Origin of the sequence: Streptomyces sp. TG1A-8, from assembly GCF_030499535.1 — a bacterium.
GTDB lineage: Bacteria > Actinomycetota > Actinomycetes > Streptomycetales > Streptomycetaceae > Streptomyces.
Window position 1 is genome coordinate 6,565,403 of record NZ_JASTLB010000001.1, and the last position, 16,679, is coordinate 6,582,081.

Genomic DNA, 16,679 nt, shown 5'->3' on the forward strand with positions numbered 1-16,679 from the left:
GTGCGGGGCGGTGGAGGATGGGAGCGATGGAATCTGCGCACAAGGATCCCGACGCGTCCCGGTCCGCGGGGCCGGATGGTCCCCTCGACGCGTCCACCGACGCGGCGGCGGTGATCTCGGCGGCCGGTGTCGTGCTCGGCTGGACCCGGGGTGCGGAGGAACTGCTCGGCCGTCCGGCCGGCGAGGTCACCGGCCGTCCGGCCGCCCGCCTGCTGGCCGGGCCCGGGGACCCGGTACGCGCCGCGGCGATCGCCGAGCGGTGCCGCACCGGCATGGGCTGGAGCGGCCTGGCCGCCGTGCGGCGCGGTGACGGCCGCTCCGTCGACGTGGACCTCAGGGTCTCGGCGGCCTTCCGCATGGGCGCAGCCGAGTGCTTCCTGGTCTCGGCGCGGGAACGGGACCGGCGCTGGACGAGCGTCGGGCAGTACGTCCTCGACGGCTTCCAGACCCGTTCCCCGGTCGGCATGGCCGTCGTGGACCCGCAGCTCCGCTACGTGTGGCTGAACGACACCCTCGAACGCCTCGGCGGCGTGCCGCGCGAACAGCGGCTGGGCCGCCGGCTGAGCGAGCTGCTGCCCGGACTGGAGTCCGCGGCCCTCGAAGGGCTGATGCGCCAGGTCCTGGCCACGGGGGAGCCGGTGACCGACTACGAGCACGTCGGGTGGAGCTGGGCCGATCCGCACCGTCGGCACGCCTACTCGACGTCGTTCTTCCCGCTCGTGGACGCCGGCGGCACCACCACCGGGGTCTGCTACATGGTCCTGGACGTCACCGAGCGGTGGAACGCCCGCCGGCTGCTGTCCCTGGTCAACGAGGCCGGTACCCGCATCGGCACGACCCTCGACGTGCTGCGCACGGCCCAGGAGCTCGCCGACTTCGCGGTGCCCCGCTTCGCGGACTTCGTCTCCGTGGACCTGCTGGAGCACGTGCTCAGCGCGGAGGGACACGGAGCCTGGCTGAGCGACGCCGGACCGGCCCCCGCGCGACCGGGGATGCGCCGGGCCGGTCTGACGTCGGTGCGGGAGGGCTGTCCGGAGGCGGTGGCCCGCATCGGCGAGGAGACGGACTTCCTGCTGCCGCCCAACGACGTCGACCTGCTCGTCAACGGCGACCCGGTGCTGATCCCGGTGCTGGATCCGGCCGACGGCATGTGGACCGGTGAGCAGCGCGAGAGGGCGGCCCGCATCCGCGAGTACGGCCTGCACTCCCTGCTCTGCGTGCCGATGCGCGCCCGGAACACCGCCCTCGGCCTCACCACGTTCGCCCGGTCCGCCAACCCGGTGCCCTTCGTCCGCGACGACGTGCTGCTCGCCGAGGAACTCGTCGCCCGGGCGGCCGTGTGCGTCGACAACGCCCGCCGCTACACCCGCGAGCACACCGCGGCCGTCACCCTGCAGCGCAGTCTGCTGCCCCACGTCCTGTCGGGCGGGACGGCGGTGGAGGTCGCCTCCTCCTACCTGCCGGCGGACGCGACGGGCGGGGTCGGCGGCGACTGGTTCGACGTGATCCCGCTGTCCGGCGCGCGGGTGGGCCTCGTCGTCGGCGACGTGGTCGGCCACGGCATCACCGCGGCGGCGAGCATGGGCCGCCTGCGCACGGCCGTGCAGACCCTCGCCGACATGGAGATGCCCCCCGACGAACTGCTCGCCCACCTCGACGACCTCGTCCTGCGGCTCAGCGACGAGGAGGGCGGCCGGGACACGGCGGCCAGGAGCGAGTCGACCTTCACCGGCGCGACCTGCCTGTACGCCGTCTACGACCCGGTGACCCGGCGGTGCACGATGGCGCGGGCCGGCCATCCGCCCCCCGTCGTCGTCGCACCGGACGGCAGCGTCCGCTTCCCGGAGATCCCGGCCGGGCCGCCGCTCGGACTGGGCGGCCTGGGCTTCGAGGCCGCCGAGATCGAGCTGGCCGAGAACAGCCTGCTGGGCCTGTACACCAACGGCCTGATCGAGGGGTGCGACCAGGACATGGAGTCGGGCATGTCCCGGCTCACCGAGGCGCTGGCCGGAACCGAGAGCGACCTGCGCACCCTGTGCGCCTCCGCCGTGCGGCAGCTCGTCCCCGTGCCCCAGCCCGACGACATCGCCCTCCTCCTGGCACGCACCCACGCCCTGGGGGCCGGCCGGGTGGCCTGCTGGGACGTGCCCGCCGACCCCGCCGCGGTCGGACGGCTCCGGGCCGAGGCCACGCGTCAGATGGCCGACTGGGGCCTGGAGGAACTGGCGGTGGCGACCGAGCTGATCGTGAGCGAACTGGTCACCAACGCGATCCGCTACGCCGCACCCCCCTTTCGACTGCGGCTGCTCCGCGACACCCGTCTGACCTGCGAGGTCTCCGACGGCAGCAGTACCGCTCCCCGGCTCAGGCACGCCCGCAGCACGGACGAGGGCGGCCGCGGCCTGTTCCTGGTGGCCCAGCTCGCCCACCGCTGGGGGGCGCGTTACACGGCCGACGGGAAGATCATCTGGGCGGAACAGGAGATTCCGTGAGCGGCGGCCGGCGGCCGGCCGCCGCAACGCCACGGGTTCCCCGCGGCGCGCCCGCAGCCGGCCCGGCCGGCGGCGCCCCCCCGGGTGCCGGCCAGGGAGTCCGTCAGCCGGCCGGGGTCGAGTAGTCCGCGAGCGAGACGCGGCCGGAGCCGGCCAGGGGGATGCCGTCCAGGTACGCGGCGGGCAGGTCGAACGCGTCGACCAGCTCCGTCATGTGCGGGGCGAGGCCGCGCAGCACGTCGTCCAGGAGCTGGGGCAGCCCGCGCACCTGCTCGGCGGACAGGTGGCCCTCGGCCAGCAGGTCACCGGAGTGCTCGCGCAACTGCTGCAGCAGGAACAGCCGGCACAGCGCGCGCAGCAGTTCGCGCGCCTCGGTGCCCGCCGCCCGCTCGGCCGCGTCCAGGAAGGCGTCCGCCGCCCGCAGCCGGGCGTGCACCGACACCATCTCCAGGGCGGCGGAGGAGGCGCTGTTCCAGCGCTCCACCGGGTTTCCCGAAGGCCCCCGGCGCAACTGGGCGCGGGCCCGGTCCTGCCAGAGGGACTCGGCGCGGGCGAGCAGTTCCCGCAGGTGCCGGACGTCCGTCAACTGCTCCGCACCGCCGGGGGACGCGAGCTCCCGGTCGGACGGCTGGTGCTCGAAGAGCATCTCGGCGGCGGCCTTGACCCAGATCACCAGGTTGTCGCCCTCGGCGGTGATGGTGCCCTCGATGTACTGCGGGAACTCCGACAGGCCGTTCGCCGCGAACAGGCCCTGGGCGCCGCAGCGTTCCCGGCACTCGACGGTGATGTCCCGCGCCTGCCAGGTGATCCAGCCCTTCGCCACCGCCACCAGGCGCTCGGCCTCGGCCCGTTGCCCGGCGTCCGGGTGGGCGCGCTGGGCGGACCAGCGGGCCAGCACCGAGCGGTGCAGGAAGGTCATCGCGTAGGCCGTGGCGAGCGCCTGCAACAGCCGCCCGTGGTGGGAGCGGTGGGTGTTGACCGGGACGCGCTCGCCCGCCCGCGGCCCGCCGACCCGCCGGCGGTCGCCGTAGCGGACCGCGACGGCCAGCGCGGCCCGGGCCGCACCGACGGCGGCGCCGCTCATGCACAGCTTGCCCATGGTGACCCGGCCGATCGACTGCAGGAACCGCTTGCGCCGGTTGCCGAGGCTGCTGTGGAACCGGCCCTCGGCGTCCAGGCGGCCGTGGGCCGACTCCAGCAGGGCCGTGCGCGGCAGCAGCACCCGCTCGAAGGCGGTCAGGCAGTGGTCCAGCGGGGCGCCGGCGCGCAGCGGCAACCGCCGGACGCGCACCCCCGGCAGCAGCCCGTCGTCGTCGCTCAGCGGGGTCAGGAACAGGAAGACGCCCTCGTCGCGGCCGTCGACGAGGAGCCGGGCGGCCACCACGGCGCTCTTGGGGCCGCCGGTCGTGCTGGTGTTGGGCATGAACTTCTGGGCCCCGGGGTGCGGCGTGTGCAGCACGAACCCGCCGGTGACCGGGTCGAGTTCGGCGGTGGTCTCCAGGGCCGAGGCGTCGTTGCCGTGGTCCAGTTCGGTGCACAGGAACGTTCCGGTGCGCCGCAGGGCGGTGAAGTCGGACAAGTCCCTGCCGCCGGCGCCCCCGTGGTCGAGCAGGCTGCCGAGGAACAGGTTGTAGTGGATGCTCGCCACCGTGCACAGGCCCCCGCCCCCGTCCACGACCGCCGCCCACTCGTGCAGTCCCGCCAGCAGCTCCGGATCGTCCGCGAGCCGCTCGGCGCTGCCGGCCGTGTCGTTGACCAGGCGCAGCCAGTCGTAGGCCTGGGCGGTGCGTTCCTCCGGGCCGAGCCCGGGACGGTGGCGGAACGTCTCCTTGGCGATGAGGTCGCGCCACGGACCGTGGATACGCTCCCGGTCGTCACCGTCGAACAGGAGTTCGGCCAACTGCCCGGCGACCGTGGGGGCCGGCGGGTCGTCCCCCGGTCCGTGCCCGCCCGCCGGGGGCCCGTCGTGGCGGAACGCCCGACGCGTGCGGCGCCTGTCGGCCTCCGGCGAGGAGGGAAGGCTTGCCTGAGGCGTCAGAAGGGTCATGACCCACTCCCGTGGTCGCAGGTCCGGAAGGGCGGGTGCGCAGGGCAGAAGATACGGACCTCCCGGTTTGCTCATCAAGCAAAATCTATGCCACCGGCGGCCGGGGGGCGCACCTTTGGGTGTCCGCTGTGATCCACCGGCGACCGGAACGCCGAACTCCCCTTTCGTCGAGGGTATTTCACCCCGGCCAGGGGCACGCGCCCGGGCGTTGAGATACCGGGCGGCAGGTTTTATCGTGGCGGCTGCGACGGCCCGCAGGACCCGGCACGACCAGGCGGAGAGGGGGACGCTGTGCGTGGTTGAAAGGGCATCTTCCGAGGTGGCAGGATACGGACCCGTCGGTTTCCTTTCCCTGCCGGCCGGCCGGTGAAGTCAGTGCGGAGGTTGTGCCGTGGCCCTGCAGGAACGAGCGATCAGGACGAGACGCACCATCCTGGTGGCGGCCGCCGCCGTGTTCGCCGAGGTCGGCTACGAAGCGGCGACCATCTCCGAAATCCTCCAGCGGGCGAACGTCACCAAGGGCGCCCTCTACTTCCACTTCGCCTCCAAGGAGCAGCTCGCCCAGGCGGTGCTGACCGACCAGTTGACATCGGTGCCGGACTCGCCGCCGCGGGAACTGGTGCTCCAGGAGGGACTGGACGGCGGATTCCTCCTCGCCCACCTGCTCAGTGCGGGCGACCCGTTGGTGCGCGGCAGCGTCCGCCTCACCGTGGACCAGGGGTCACCGCACGACGGGCTGGACCGGCGGGTGCCGATGGCCTCCTGGATCGACCACAACGCCAAGCTGCTCCAGCGGGCGAAGGCGAACGGCGAGGTGCTGCCCCAGGTCGACGTCGAGGCCGCGGCCAAGGCGTTCGTCGCCGCGTTCACCGGCGCCCAGGTGCTGTCCAAGATAATGAACGACCACACGGACCTGATGGAACGCGTCGTCGACCTCTACCGGCACCTGATGACCAGCATCGCGGTCCCCGCGGTGCTGGTGCGCCTGGACATGTCGCCCGACCGGGGGCTGAGGGTCTACGAGGAGGCCATGACACTGCGCCGGGACGCGGCGCAGGCCCGGGCCGCCGGCTGAGCGGCGCTCCCGGGCACCGCCGCCCGCCGGACGCGGGGGAGCCGGCGCCCTCCCCCCTGGGCACGTCGCACCGCACCACCGTGATGCAGGACCGACCCAGGGAGCACATCGATGGAAACGACCGCATGCCCCTACGCCTTGGACCTCACGGGCCGGGACCACACCGGGGAGGCCGCGCTGCTGCGCGCCCGGGGCCCCGCGGTCCGGGTCGAACTGCCCGGAGGGGTGATCGCCTGGGCCGTCGTCCGGCAGGCCTGTGTGGAACGGCTGCTGACCGATCCGCGGGTCTCCCGCAGCGCCCGCCTGCACTGGCCGGCGTTCATCGAGGGCAGGATCACCGAGGAGTGGCCGCTCTACCCGTGGGTGGTGAACGAGAACATGCTCTTCGCCTACGGGGAGCACCACACCCGGCTGCGCCGCCTGGTGGCCGGCGCCTTCACCGCGCGGCGCTCCGAAGCGCTGCGCCCGCGCGTCGAGGAACTGTCGGCCGAACTGCTCGGCACACTGGCGGCGCTGCCGCCCGGCACCCCGGTCGACCTGCGCACCGCCTACGCCGAAGTGCTGCCGCTGCGGGTCGTATGCGAGCTGTTCGGCGTACCGCAGGGTGCCGAGACGGACGCCCTCTCCTCGGCGCTGAGCACCGTGTTCAGCTCCACCGTCTCCGCGCAGGAGATGGAGGCCGCCCGCATGGAGGCCTTCGGGCGGCTCACCGCACTGGTGAAGGCGAAGCGGGAGCGGCCGGGTGACGACCTCACCAGCTCGCTGATCGCGGCCCGCGACCACGACGACCGCCTCACCGAGGACGAACTGCTCGGTTCCCTGTTCATGTTCATCGCCGCCGGCCAGGACACCACCGCCACGCTCATCACCAACGCGGCCGGCGCCCTGCTGACCCACCCCGAGCAGCTGGAGCACCTGCGCGCGGGCCGCGCGACCTGGGCGGACGTCGTCGCCGAGACCATGCGGATGCACACCCCCGGGGCGTACTCGCCGCTGCGCTTCGCGGTGGAGGACATCGACCTCGACGGGGTCACGATCCGCAAGGGCGAGTGCATCCTGGTCAACTTCGCGGCCGGCGGCCACGAGACCGACCGGCACGGGCCGGACGCCTCCCGCTTCGACCTGCTGCGCCGCGACCGGGACCTCATAGGCTTCGGCCACGGCCCGCACCGCTGCCTCGGCGCACCGCTCGGTGAGATAGAGGCGACCTCCGCCCTCGCCGAGCTCTTCGGCCTGTTCCCGGACGTTCGACTCGCCTGCGCTCCCGGGGAGCTGGCGCCCCTGCCGACGTTCATGCTCAACGGATACCGGTCGCTGCCCGTCGTGCTGCGCCCCGCGGAGTCCTGAACGGGCGGCCGGACACCGGCCGCCTCGTCCCGCTCCCGGTGGGCGGACCGGGAGCGGGAGGCCGGCGAACCCGTCGGCGGCGTGGCGGCCGGGGTGGCGGCCTCCGCCGTCGGCCTCGACGTGCTCGGCGGGCGGGCCGTCGTGGTGACGGGGACGCGGGCACGCGCCGTGCGGCCCGCGCCCCTACCAGGCCACGGGCAGGGACCTCGGCCCGCGGATCAGGCCCTCCCGCTGGAACTCGACCTCCTCGGGCGCGACCGCTAGGCGCAGGCCGGGGAAGCGGTCGAGCACGGCCCGGATCATCACCTCCGCCTCCATCCGCGCCATCAGGGCGGCCAGGCAGAAGTGGGGGCCGTGCCCGAAGGCGACGTGCCCGGCCCCGTCCCGGTCGAAGTCCAGCACGTCGGGTTCGGGGAAGACCTCGGGATCACGGTTGGCGGCGACGTACGCGTTGTAGACGGCCTCGCCCTTGCGGATCAGACGGCCGCGGACCACGACGTCCTCGGTGGCGATGCGGGGGATGCCCACCCCGTTGCGGTGGGGGACGAAGCGGAAGAGCTCCTCCACGGCGCGGGGGAGCAGGTCCGGCTCGCGGCGCAGCCGCTCGGTGTGGTCCGGGTGCGTCAGCAGGGTGTACATCATCGAGCCGCTGTTGTTGCGGACCGCGTGCCCGCCGCTGACGTAGACGGCCATGGCCAGCGAGATGGCCTCGTCGTCGGTGATCTCGCCGGTCGCGGCGGCCCGGGCGAGCACGCCCGCGAGGTCCTCGCGGGGTTCCTCGCGCCGCCGTCGCAGGAGCTCCACGATCTGGCCGCGCGTCACCGCGCGTGCCTCCAGGAGCCGTTCCCCGCGGTCCGCGGCCTTGGACAGCAGGGCTTCGGAGTTCCCGGCCCAGCGGTGCCAGTCCTCCTCGTCGGCCCCGAGGAAGGCGCAGACGACCGCGATGGGGAAAGGGGTGTGCAGGTGCTCCATGAGGTCGGCCGGCGGACCGGCCTGCTCCATGCCGTCGAGCATCCGCCGGGCCGTGCGCTCCGCCACCGGCCGCAGCCGGTTCATGCTCCGGGCGGTGAACGCGCGCGCCACGACCCGGCGCAACCGGGTGTGCCGCGGCGGGTCGATGTACTGCAGCCCCGCCGTCTGCGACGCCACGGCCTGCGGCGCCATGCTGGTCACCGGGCGCCCGACGACCTCCTCGCGGGAGAAGCGCGGGTCGGAGGTGACGAAGCGGACGTCCTCGTACCGGGTGACCAGCCAGGCGCAGCCGGAGCCGTGGGGCAGCGCGATGCGGGCCACGGGCTCGTCGCGCAGCAGTTCGTCCAGGAAGGGGTCGGGGTCCAGGGCGGGCAGGTCGTTGACCGGCCAGGCCCTCACCGGCAGGTCGTCGGGCACCGAGGGCGCGGAGTCCAAGGTCATGTCGCATCACTCCCGAAGGTCCCGGACGGTCCGGTAACGGAGCCGGGGACGAGCGGTGCCGGGCACCGGCTCCGGTGCCCCGCCAGTGGTCGCGGGCGGGGCCCGTCGCCGGGCGACTGCGGCACGGGCCGTGCGGCGGGGCCGTGCGGCCCGGCCGCCGGACCGTGCGCCCGGCCACGCTCCGTCCCTTCTCGGCCTCTGTCCGTAGCCTGCCGCAGCCCGGGACGGCCCGCACGCCGGAGGGGGCCGCGGGCGGGACGCCGCCGGGCCGGCCGGACCGCGCCCGGGGTCAGCCGCCCTCGACCCGGCGCACGTCCTCCTCGTTCCACGCGCGGGTGTCCCGGGGTTCGGTGTACGGCTCGGTGTCCGGCGGCAGGCCGCCGGCGACGGCCCGCTGCCGCGCCACCTCCGCGTCGAATTCCAGGCCCAGCAGGATCGCCAGGTTGCCGATCCACAGCCACACCAGGAAGACGATGACGCCGGCCATGGTGCCGTAGGTCTTGTTGTACGACGCGAAGTGGGAGACGTAGAGCGCGAACCCGGCGGAGGCGGCCGTCCAGACCAGCAGCGCCAGCAGGCTGCCGGGGGTGATCCAGCGCAGCCCCTTCACCTTGGCGTTGGGGCTCGCCCAGTACAGCAGGGCGATCATCATCGTGACCAGCACCACCAGCACCGGCCACTTCGCGACGGACCACACCGCCAGCGCGGTGTCCCCCACACCGAGGGCGGAGCCCGCCCGCCGGGCCAGGCCGCCGGTGAACACCACGATCAAGGAGCTGATCACGGCCAGCACCATCAGGGCGACCGTCAGGCCGAGGCGGACCGGCAGGACCTTCCAGGCCGGACGCCCCTCCGGCATGTCGTACACCGCGTTCGCCGCGCGGATGAACGCCGCCACGTAGCCCGAGGCCGACCAGACGGCGAGCAGGATGCCGACGACCGCCATGACCGAACCGGTGCCGGCGTTGCCCTGCAGCTGTTCGACCGCACGGGTGAGGATGTCCCGGACGGAGCCCGGGGTCAGGCGTTCGAGGCCGGTCAGCACCTTGTCGGTGGCGGACTCCCCGCTGATGCCGAGCAGGGACACGAGGACCAGCAGCGCCGGGAAGAGGGACAGCACCCCGTAGTAGGTGAGCGCCGCGGCGCGGTCGGTCAGCTCGTCGTCCACGAACTCGCGCACACTGCCCTTCAGTACCTTCTTCCAGGCCCGCCGGGGCAGCTGGACCGGCGTGCCGGGCGCGTGCCGCTCGACCTCCGGGCCGGGCCCGACCTCCCCGGGCGCCGGGACCCGGGGCGTCCGGTCACCGTGGTCGTGCTCGCTTCGGCCGGGAAGGTGCAGCTTCGCCATGCGCTCCGGATATCCCGGATGCGTCCGGGCACGCACGTCCGCCCGGCACGCACGTCCGCCCGGGGCGCGCGGCGGCCCGCCCCTCACCCTCCCCGACCGGCCCGTCCGCCACCGCACCGCGCAGGGTTGGGGCGGGCGCCACCAGGGCACTCGACGGCGGACAGGGCCGGCGGGTGCGAAAGGAAGTCCCAGGTGGCGGTTCGGCATCGCTTGATCAAGGCCAGTCCGGCCAGGGTGTGGGAGGTCCTCGCCGACGGCGACCGGTACGCGGAGTGGGTGGTCGGCACCGCCTCGTCCCGCGAGCTGCGCGGCCGGTGGCCGCAGAAGGGGGCCTCGATCGCCTACCGGATCCGGATGGGCCCGTTCCAGGTCGGCAACGAGACCGTCGTGCGCAGTTGCCGGGCCGGCTCCCTGCTGGAGCTGGAGGCCAAGGCGGGCCCGCTCGGCACCGCCCGCATCTCCATCGAGGTGCGCGAATGGGGTGAGCACTCCCTGGTCCGGGTCGACGAGCACCCGCTGCAGGGAGCGGGCGGCACCCTGCACAACATGGGGTTCGAAGCGCTGATCCGCCTGCGCCACCGGGCCATGCTCGCCCGGCTCGCCCACGTCTGCGAGGAACCCCCGCGGGAGGGGCGGAGGGAGGCGCGCCGGGGCCCGTCTGCGCGGACCGCCGGCGCGGGCGGGGCCGGCCATGCCTGACGCCGTGGTCATCGGGGCGGGACCCAACGGGCTGGTGGCGGCCAACGTCCTCGCCGACGCCGGATGGAGCGTCCAGGTGCTGGAGGAGCAGCCCGAGCCCGGCGGTGCCGTCCGGCACGACCGGGGCGTCCACCCCGACTACGTCAACGACCTCTTCAGTTCCTTCTATCCGCTCGCGGCGGCCTCCCCCCTGCTGTCCGCGCTCCGCCTGGAGGAGCACGGACTGCGCTGGAGCCACGCCCCGCACGTGCTGGCCCACCCGCTGACCGACGGCAGGTGCGCGGTGCTGGACCGGCGCATCGACACCACGGCCGCCTCCCTCGACGCCTTCGCGCCGGGTGACGGAGCGGCCTGGCGCCGTCTGTTCGAGGTCTGGCAGAACGTGCGCCGCGACGTCCTCGGCGTCCTGTTCACGCCTTTTCCGCCGGTCCGGGCGGCGGCACGACTGGCCCTGCGGCTGCGCACCGGCGGCGGCCTGCGCCTGGCGCGGTCCCTGGTGCTGCCGGTGCGGCGGCTGGGGGAGGAGGAGTTCGACGGCGAGGGCGGCCGGCTGCTGCTGGCGGGCAACGCGCTGCACGCCGACCTCGCCCCCGAGGCGGCGGGCAGCGGCGGCTTCGGCTGGCTGATGTCGATGCTCGGCCAGACCTACGGCTTCCCCGTGCCCGTCGGCGGTTCCGGCGCGCTGACCGACGCGCTGGTGCGGCGGCTGCGCGCCCGCGGCGCAGAGGTGCGCTGCGGACAGCGAGTCGAACGGGTCGTCGTCCGCGGCGGCCGGGCCGTGGGCGTCCGCACGGCGGGCGGGGACGCGGTGGCCGCCCGGCGCGCCGTACTGGCCGACGTCGCGGTGCCCGCCCTGTACCGCGACCTCCTCGACCCCGAGCACCTGCCGGGCCAGGCGCTGGAGGACCTGCGGCGCTTCCAGTGGGACTTCGCCACCTTCAAGGTCGACTGGGCGCTCGACGGCCCGGTGCCGTGGCGGACCGAGGAGGCCGGCCGGGCCGGGACCGTCCACCTGGCCGACGGCACGGACGAGCTGACCCGCTTCGCCGCGCAGATCGCCATGCACCAGGTACCGGACCGTCCTTTCGCGCTGTTCGGGCAGATGACCACGTCCGACACCACCCGCTCACCCGCGGGCACCGAGTCCGCCTGGGCCTACACCCACGTCCCGCACGAGATCCGCGAGGACGCCGGCGGGGAGGGCATCACCGGGAACTGGGGACCCGCGGACCAGGAACGCATGGCGGACCGGGTCGAACGCCAGGTCGAACGCTTCGCCCCCGGGTTCCGGTCCCGCATCCGCGCCCGGCGCGTCCTGGCCCCGCCGACCCTGCAGCGACTCGACGCCAACCTCTTCGGCGGCGCCCTCAACGGCGGCACGACCGCCATCCACCAGCAGCTCGTCTTCCGTCCGGTACCGGGCACCGGACGCCCGGAGACCTCCGTCCCCGGGCTCTTCCTCGCCTCCGCGGGCGCCCACCCCGGCGGAGGCGTGCACGGCGCTCCCGGCGCCAACGCCGCACGGGCCGCGCTGCGCGGACACCGGGCACCCGTCCTGGCGCACGCACAGCGCTTCCTGAGCCGCCGTGACCGCACCGGACGCAAACGCTGACCACCCGTTCCGGCGACCGCGCGGCCCCGGCGAGGCGGCGGCGGGAAGAGAACCACGAAGCACACGACACCGGCAAGGAGCGGCATGAACGACCACCAGGACGGCCCCGACGCACGGCACCGGCGCCCGGACGGCGTCAGCGACGCCACCGTGGAGGCCCTGGGATCGCTGTCGAAGGCACTGGAGACGACCGAACGGGCCCGCGGCCACCTCTACGAGTTCCACCAGCTGACCGGCACGGCCGACCTCGAACTGGACCGTGCGGTGCGGCTCCTGCGCGAGGCCGGGCACCCCGAGTGGGCGGACAAGGTCCAGTCGGAGGTCCTGGGCCGCAACGTCATCCCGGGCCACTGGACGTTCCAGATCGTCGAGGCCTACAACCACACCTACTACCGCCCGTTCCAAAACCTGGAGCGCAGCGCCGTGGACGAGCTGGCCCGGGGCCGCGACCACCTGTACGAGGCCGAGATGAAGGAAGCCCGCCGCACGCACGGCCGCCCCGGTCACGAGGCCCGGCCCCCGGCCGGGGGAGCTGATCCCCGCCCGGACACGAACACCGGCGGCGCGGCCACCGAGGGCCCGCGCCGCCCACGGGAAGGAAGGCGCAGGCATGCGGGACAACCCTCTGCGCGACCGGACGGTCGTGGTGACCGGTGCCGCGCGCGGGCTGGGCGCCGCGCTCGCGCGCGAGGTCGCCGGGCGCGGCGCCGTCCCGGTGCTCCTGGGCCACGAGAAACCCCTGCTGGAGGAGGTCGCCTCCGGGCTGCCCGGCAGGGCCCTCGCGATCGGGGCCGACGTCACCGATCCCTCGGCGCTCAGGGCCGCCGCGGACGAGGTGCGCGAGCGCCTCGGGCCGTCCTCGGCCGTGATCGCGAACGCCGGCGTCGCGGAGGGCGGCCCGTTCGCCGCCTCCGATCCCGGCACCTGGCGCCGCGTGATCGACGTGAACCTGACGGGCAGCGCCCAGACGGCGCGCGCCTTCCTGCCCGACCTGGTGGCCACGGCCGGCTACTACCTGCAGATAACCTCCCTGGCGGCCATCGGCCACGCGCCCATGATGAGCGCCTACTGCGCCTCCAAGGCCGGTGCCGAGGCCTTCGCGCACGCACTGCGGGCCGAGGTGGCCCACCGCGGCGTCGCCGTGGGCATCGCCTACCTGAACTGGACGGACACCGACATGATCCGCGACGCCGACCGGCACGCCGTCCTGCGGGAACTGCGCGCCCACATGCCGCCCCCCGCGCGGCGGGTGACCCCCGTCGACACGGTCGCCGCGCGGATCGTGCGCGGTCTGGAACGGCGCCGTACGGCCGTGTACACACCGGCCTGGCTGCGGCTGGCGCAACCGGTGCGCGGGGCCCTGCCCGCCGTGGTCCCGCGGGTGTCCCGCCGCGAGCTGTCCCGGCTGGAGGCGGAGGGGACCTTCCTGCCCACCGGCCTGCTCGGCGCGGGCGGACGGGCGGACGGCGCGGCGGCGGCGCGCCACCCCTGAGCGGCGGGCGGCCGGCCCGGGGCCGCCGGACCCGTCGTCCGCCCCGTCCGGCACCTGAGCCCGAAGACCCGAGACCGTCCGAGGAGAGTGGTCCCCTTCCATGCAGACCTTCCTGCCCGACCCCGACTTCCGGCGCTCCGGCCTGCTCCTGGACCGGCGCCGCCTGGGCAAGCAGCGGGTCGAAGCCCTCCAGGTCCTGCGCGGGCTGACCGTGCCGGGATACGGCTGGCGCCGGCACCCCGCCGTGCGCATGTGGACGGGGTACGAGGAGGCGCTGGTCCGCTACGGCCTGGAGGTCTGCCACGTCTGGCGGGACCTGGGGCACCAGGACAGCTGCGCGGCCTCGCTCGTCGCCGACTTCGCCGCGGCGCACCCGGGCGCTCCCGTGCGCGCCCAGTCCGCGCTCGCCGCCGCCGGGGAACTGCCGCCGTGGCTGGGCGACGGGGCCTTCCACCTCAGCCACCGGTCGGCGCTGGTCCGCAAGGACCCCGACACCTACGCCGAGCGGTTCCCGGGGGTACCGGACGACCTGCCCTATGTGTGGCCCTCGTCGGACCGGGAAGCCGGTGGGATGCCCGCCGGCCCGTGACGGCGGGGGACCCGAGGGGCGGGAGAGGCGAGAGACGGGAGACGACCATGCTGCCGGACGTACGCACCCACCTGGGCGCACTGCTCTTCCGCCGGGTGGCGGGCCCCGACGGGCCGGCGGTCCGTGCCCGGATCCACGACACGCCCGGTCCGCGCTGGTTCGGGCCGGAACGGCCCATCCGCACCGTCCACGGTGACGCCTCCATGTTCATCGGCGGGGTCGCCGCCCTCCTGCTGCAGTCCCTGCACCCGCTCGCCATGGCGGCGGTCGCCGCCCACTCGGGCTACCGCGGGGACCCCTGGGGCCGGCTGCAGCGCACCAGCACCTTCCTGGCCGTGACGACGTACGGCACCGCGGGCGACGCCCAGGCGGCCGTCGACCGGGTCCGCGCGATCCACGAGAAGGTGCGGGGAACGGCCCCCGGCGGGGAGCCGTACCACGCGGCCGATCCCCACCTGCTCGGCTGGGTCCACGCCGCCGAGGCGGAGTGCTTCCTGCGCGCCCACGACCGGTACGGCGCCCGTCCCCTCGACGCCGACGGCCACGACGGCTACGTCGCCGACACCGCACGGGTCGCCGAGGCCCTCGGCGCGACCGATCCGCCGCGCGACCGGCACGCCCTGTCCGAGCGGCTGGCCGCCTACCGCCCCGAGTGCCGGGCCACCCCCGAGGCGCGCGCGGCGGCCCGCTTCCTGCTGCTCGAACCGCCGCTGCCGCTCGCCGTCCGGCCCGCGTACGCCGCGCTGGCCGCCAACGCCGTGACGCTCCTGCCCCCGTGGGCCCGCGTCCTGCTGCGCCTGCCGCGCGTCCCGCTCGTCGAGGAGACGGCGGTGCACCCGGCCGGGCGCCTGCTCACCCGGACCATCCGCTGGGCGATGACCCCGCCGGGGTAGGCCCCGGTCGCGGGCGGCCTGGAATTACGGGGGCCCGGGGTGCCAGGATGGCGCAATGCGGTGGGAGTCCGAGGCAACGGTGCAGGTGGCGCGGCACGATCGGATCTTCGAGATCACGGTGTGCGGAGAGATCGACTACGACGAGTGCGATCTCCTCAGGGCCGCCTGGGCCGAGGCCGACGAGGCGGGCCTGCCCACCACCCTGGTGGACCTGTCCGGCGTCAGCTTCGGTGACAGCCAGCTGCTCAGCGCCCTGCTCGACGCCCGGCAGCGCCACGAAGCCGACGGCCGCGGCCTGGTGATCGCGGGGCCGCTGCAGGAGAACATCACCCGCCTGTTCACGGTCAGCGGCACCCTGGCGCACTTCCGCGTCGCCGACTCCCGCGACCGGGTCCTGCGGGCGAACGGGCCCTGAGCGGCGGTCCGGCCGCAGGAGGGGCAGCGGGACCGCCGGCTGCGCGCGGCACGGTCCGCGTCAGACCTCGCGCCAGCGCGCGTTGCACCAGGAGAAGACGCCGAACGCGGCCAGGCCGAACGCGATCAGGGCGAGCAGCCAGGGACCGGCGGGCAGGTCGCGGAAGGAACGCAGCGTGTCGTCCATGCCCTTGGCCTTGCCCGGCCGGTGCTGGACGGCGGCGACGATCGCGAACACGCCGGCGACGGCGAAGACGACGCCCCGCGCCGTGCCGCCCGTCACCCCGAAGAAGTCGGTGACTTGCCGGGCCCGGTGCGACATGGCCCCGGTCCGCAGCTTCTTGCGGAACTTCTTCCGCGCCGCCCGCACCGCGATCCACAGTCCGGCGGCCACCACGGCGGCACCGGCGACCCCGACGATCCACTCCCCGCCCGGCCACTTCAGGACCATGGCGGTGACGTCGTCGGTCTGCCGGTCGGAGGATCCGCTGCCGCTGCCCCGGTGCCCGGCCGCGTAGGAGAGCACCGAGTAGGAGACGAAGGCGTAGAAGACGAAGCGGGCCGCCGCCGCCGCCCGCTTGCGGGGCTTCCCGCCGTCCGGGCCGACCCCGCCGAACACCGCCTCCGACAGCCGCCACAGCGCCATGCCGGCGAGCGCGACCCCGACGGTCCACAGCATCACCGAGCCCAGCGGCTTGGCGGCCAGCTCGCCGAGGGCACCTCCGCGGTCGGCCTGCTCACCGCCGCTGTCACCGCCGAAGGCGATCTGCAGGGCGATGACGCCCACGAGTACGTAGATCAGTCCGCGGGCCGCGAAACCCGCCCGGGCCGCGACGGCCATCGCCGTGCTGTCGGCCGCGCGGCGGGCCCCGCCCCGCCCTGCCAGTGCCACTGACTGTGCATCCATACCTCGCCGATGCCCCCGCACCCGCGCCCGACACCTGTTCGAGCGCCGGCCGCTCCGCGGCCGGCGGCGGCGCGGTTCCCGCGCCGGCCGGACCGCCGGGCGGCGGTGCACGGCGCCCGGGGCGGGGGCGGCCGTCCGACGGAGGCGCTTGCTTCTGGTGGACGGATGCGCAACTGTTGCCGTACGACACCTATTTTCCAGTACAGGAAGGTGGTGGGGTGCGCACGACGCGTGCCTCCGCTTGTGTGTGCTCTCCGAGGTTCCCCGGCAGACTCCCGCGACGCCTCGGCCAGTGTCGGGGCGACGTGGGGCAGCGCCCCCTGTCCCGTCCTGGTCGTCGACCGGCACGGT

General features: G+C 74.8%; 13 protein-coding genes and 1 pseudogene. 10 read left to right on the forward strand and 4 right to left on the reverse strand.

The window, feature by feature from the left end; translation table 11 throughout:
• Window positions 1–26: 26 nt before the first annotated feature.
• Window positions 27–2,492 carry a SpoIIE family protein phosphatase gene (locus QQY24_RS29110; RefSeq protein WP_301975687.1) on the forward strand — a complete coding sequence of 822 codons (2,466 nt, stop codon included), beginning with the start codon at window positions 27–29 and terminating at the stop codon, window positions 2,490–2,492.
• Between the two features lie 103 nt (window positions 2,493–2,595).
• Here QQY24_RS29110 and QQY24_RS29115 read toward each other — a convergent pair whose 3' ends face one another.
• Window positions 2,596–4,539: an acyl-CoA dehydrogenase gene (locus QQY24_RS29115; RefSeq protein WP_301975688.1), complete on the reverse strand. Its 1,944-nt coding sequence runs from the start codon at window positions 4,537–4,539 to the stop codon at window positions 2,596–2,598.
• Between the two features lie 391 nt (window positions 4,540–4,930).
• Between QQY24_RS29115 and QQY24_RS29120 the strand changes: the two genes are divergently transcribed.
• Both QQY24_RS29120 and QQY24_RS29125 read left to right on the forward strand, forming a co-directional pair.
• Window positions 4,931–5,614, forward strand: a complete 684-nt coding sequence (locus QQY24_RS29120) for a ScbR family autoregulator-binding transcription factor (protein ID WP_301975689.1) — start codon at window positions 4,931–4,933, stop codon at window positions 5,612–5,614.
• 111 nt (window positions 5,615–5,725) lie between these two features.
• Window positions 5,726–6,961 carry a cytochrome P450 gene (locus tag QQY24_RS29125; protein ID WP_301975690.1) on the forward strand — a complete coding sequence of 412 codons (1,236 nt, stop codon included), beginning with the start codon at window positions 5,726–5,728 and terminating at the stop codon, window positions 6,959–6,961.
• Window positions 6,962–7,144: 183 nt separating this feature from the next.
• Here the strand turns inward: QQY24_RS29125 and QQY24_RS29130 are convergent, their stop codons facing one another.
• On the reverse strand, window positions 7,145–8,374 hold the full coding sequence (locus tag QQY24_RS29130; RefSeq protein ID WP_301975691.1) for a cytochrome P450: 1,230 nt from the start codon (window positions 8,372–8,374) through the stop codon (window positions 7,145–7,147).
• Window positions 8,375–8,663: 289 nt separating this feature from the next.
• On the reverse strand, window positions 8,664–9,722 hold the full coding sequence (locus QQY24_RS29135; RefSeq protein ID WP_301975692.1) for a YihY/virulence factor BrkB family protein: 1,059 nt from the start codon (window positions 9,720–9,722) through the stop codon (window positions 8,664–8,666).
• Window positions 9,723–9,914: 192 nt separating this feature from the next.
• Here QQY24_RS29135 and QQY24_RS29140 point away from each other — a divergent pair, with 192 nt between their 5' ends.
• The 7 genes and pseudogenes from QQY24_RS29140 to QQY24_RS29170 all read left to right on the forward strand — a co-directional run bounded on the left by QQY24_RS29140 (window position 9,915) and on the right by QQY24_RS29170 (window position 15,422).
• The gene (locus tag QQY24_RS29140) at window positions 9,915–10,421 is read left to right on the forward strand and encodes an SRPBCC family protein (protein WP_301975693.1); all 507 of its coding nucleotides are present in this window, start codon (window positions 9,915–9,917) and stop codon (window positions 10,419–10,421) included.
• Window positions 10,414–12,033 (forward strand): NAD(P)/FAD-dependent oxidoreductase, encoded by a 1,620-nt coding sequence (locus QQY24_RS29145; protein ID WP_301975694.1) that lies wholly within the window; start codon window positions 10,414–10,416, stop codon window positions 12,031–12,033. Before QQY24_RS29140 ends, QQY24_RS29145 begins: the two co-directional genes overlap by 8 nt.
• A gap of 84 nt (window positions 12,034–12,117) precedes the next feature.
• Window positions 12,118–12,552, forward strand: a pseudogene (locus QQY24_RS29150) (hypothetical protein); the annotation flags it as partial.
• Between the two features lie 91 nt (window positions 12,553–12,643).
• Window positions 12,644–13,525 (forward strand): SDR family oxidoreductase, encoded by an 882-nt coding sequence (locus QQY24_RS29155; protein WP_301975695.1) that lies wholly within the window; start codon window positions 12,644–12,646, stop codon window positions 13,523–13,525.
• 100 nt (window positions 13,526–13,625) lie between these two features.
• Window positions 13,626–14,114: an MSMEG_6728 family protein gene (locus QQY24_RS29160; RefSeq protein WP_301975696.1), complete on the forward strand. Its 489-nt coding sequence runs from the start codon at window positions 13,626–13,628 to the stop codon at window positions 14,112–14,114.
• Window positions 14,115–14,161: 47 nt separating this feature from the next.
• Window positions 14,162–15,007, forward strand: coding sequence for an oxygenase MpaB family protein (locus tag QQY24_RS29165; protein WP_301975697.1), 846 nt, complete (start codon window positions 14,162–14,164; stop codon window positions 15,005–15,007).
• Window positions 15,008–15,062: 55 nt separating this feature from the next.
• Complete coding sequence (locus QQY24_RS29170; protein WP_301975698.1) at window positions 15,063–15,422, forward strand: STAS domain-containing protein; 360 nt, start codon at window positions 15,063–15,065, stop codon at window positions 15,420–15,422.
• Window positions 15,423–15,482: 60 nt separating this feature from the next.
• Here QQY24_RS29170 and QQY24_RS29175 read toward each other — a convergent pair whose 3' ends face one another.
• A complete protein-coding gene (locus QQY24_RS29175; RefSeq protein WP_301975699.1) occupies window positions 15,483–16,328 on the reverse strand; it encodes a DUF1206 domain-containing protein in 846 nt (281 codons plus the stop codon).
• Window positions 16,329–16,679: the final 351 nt, after the last annotated feature.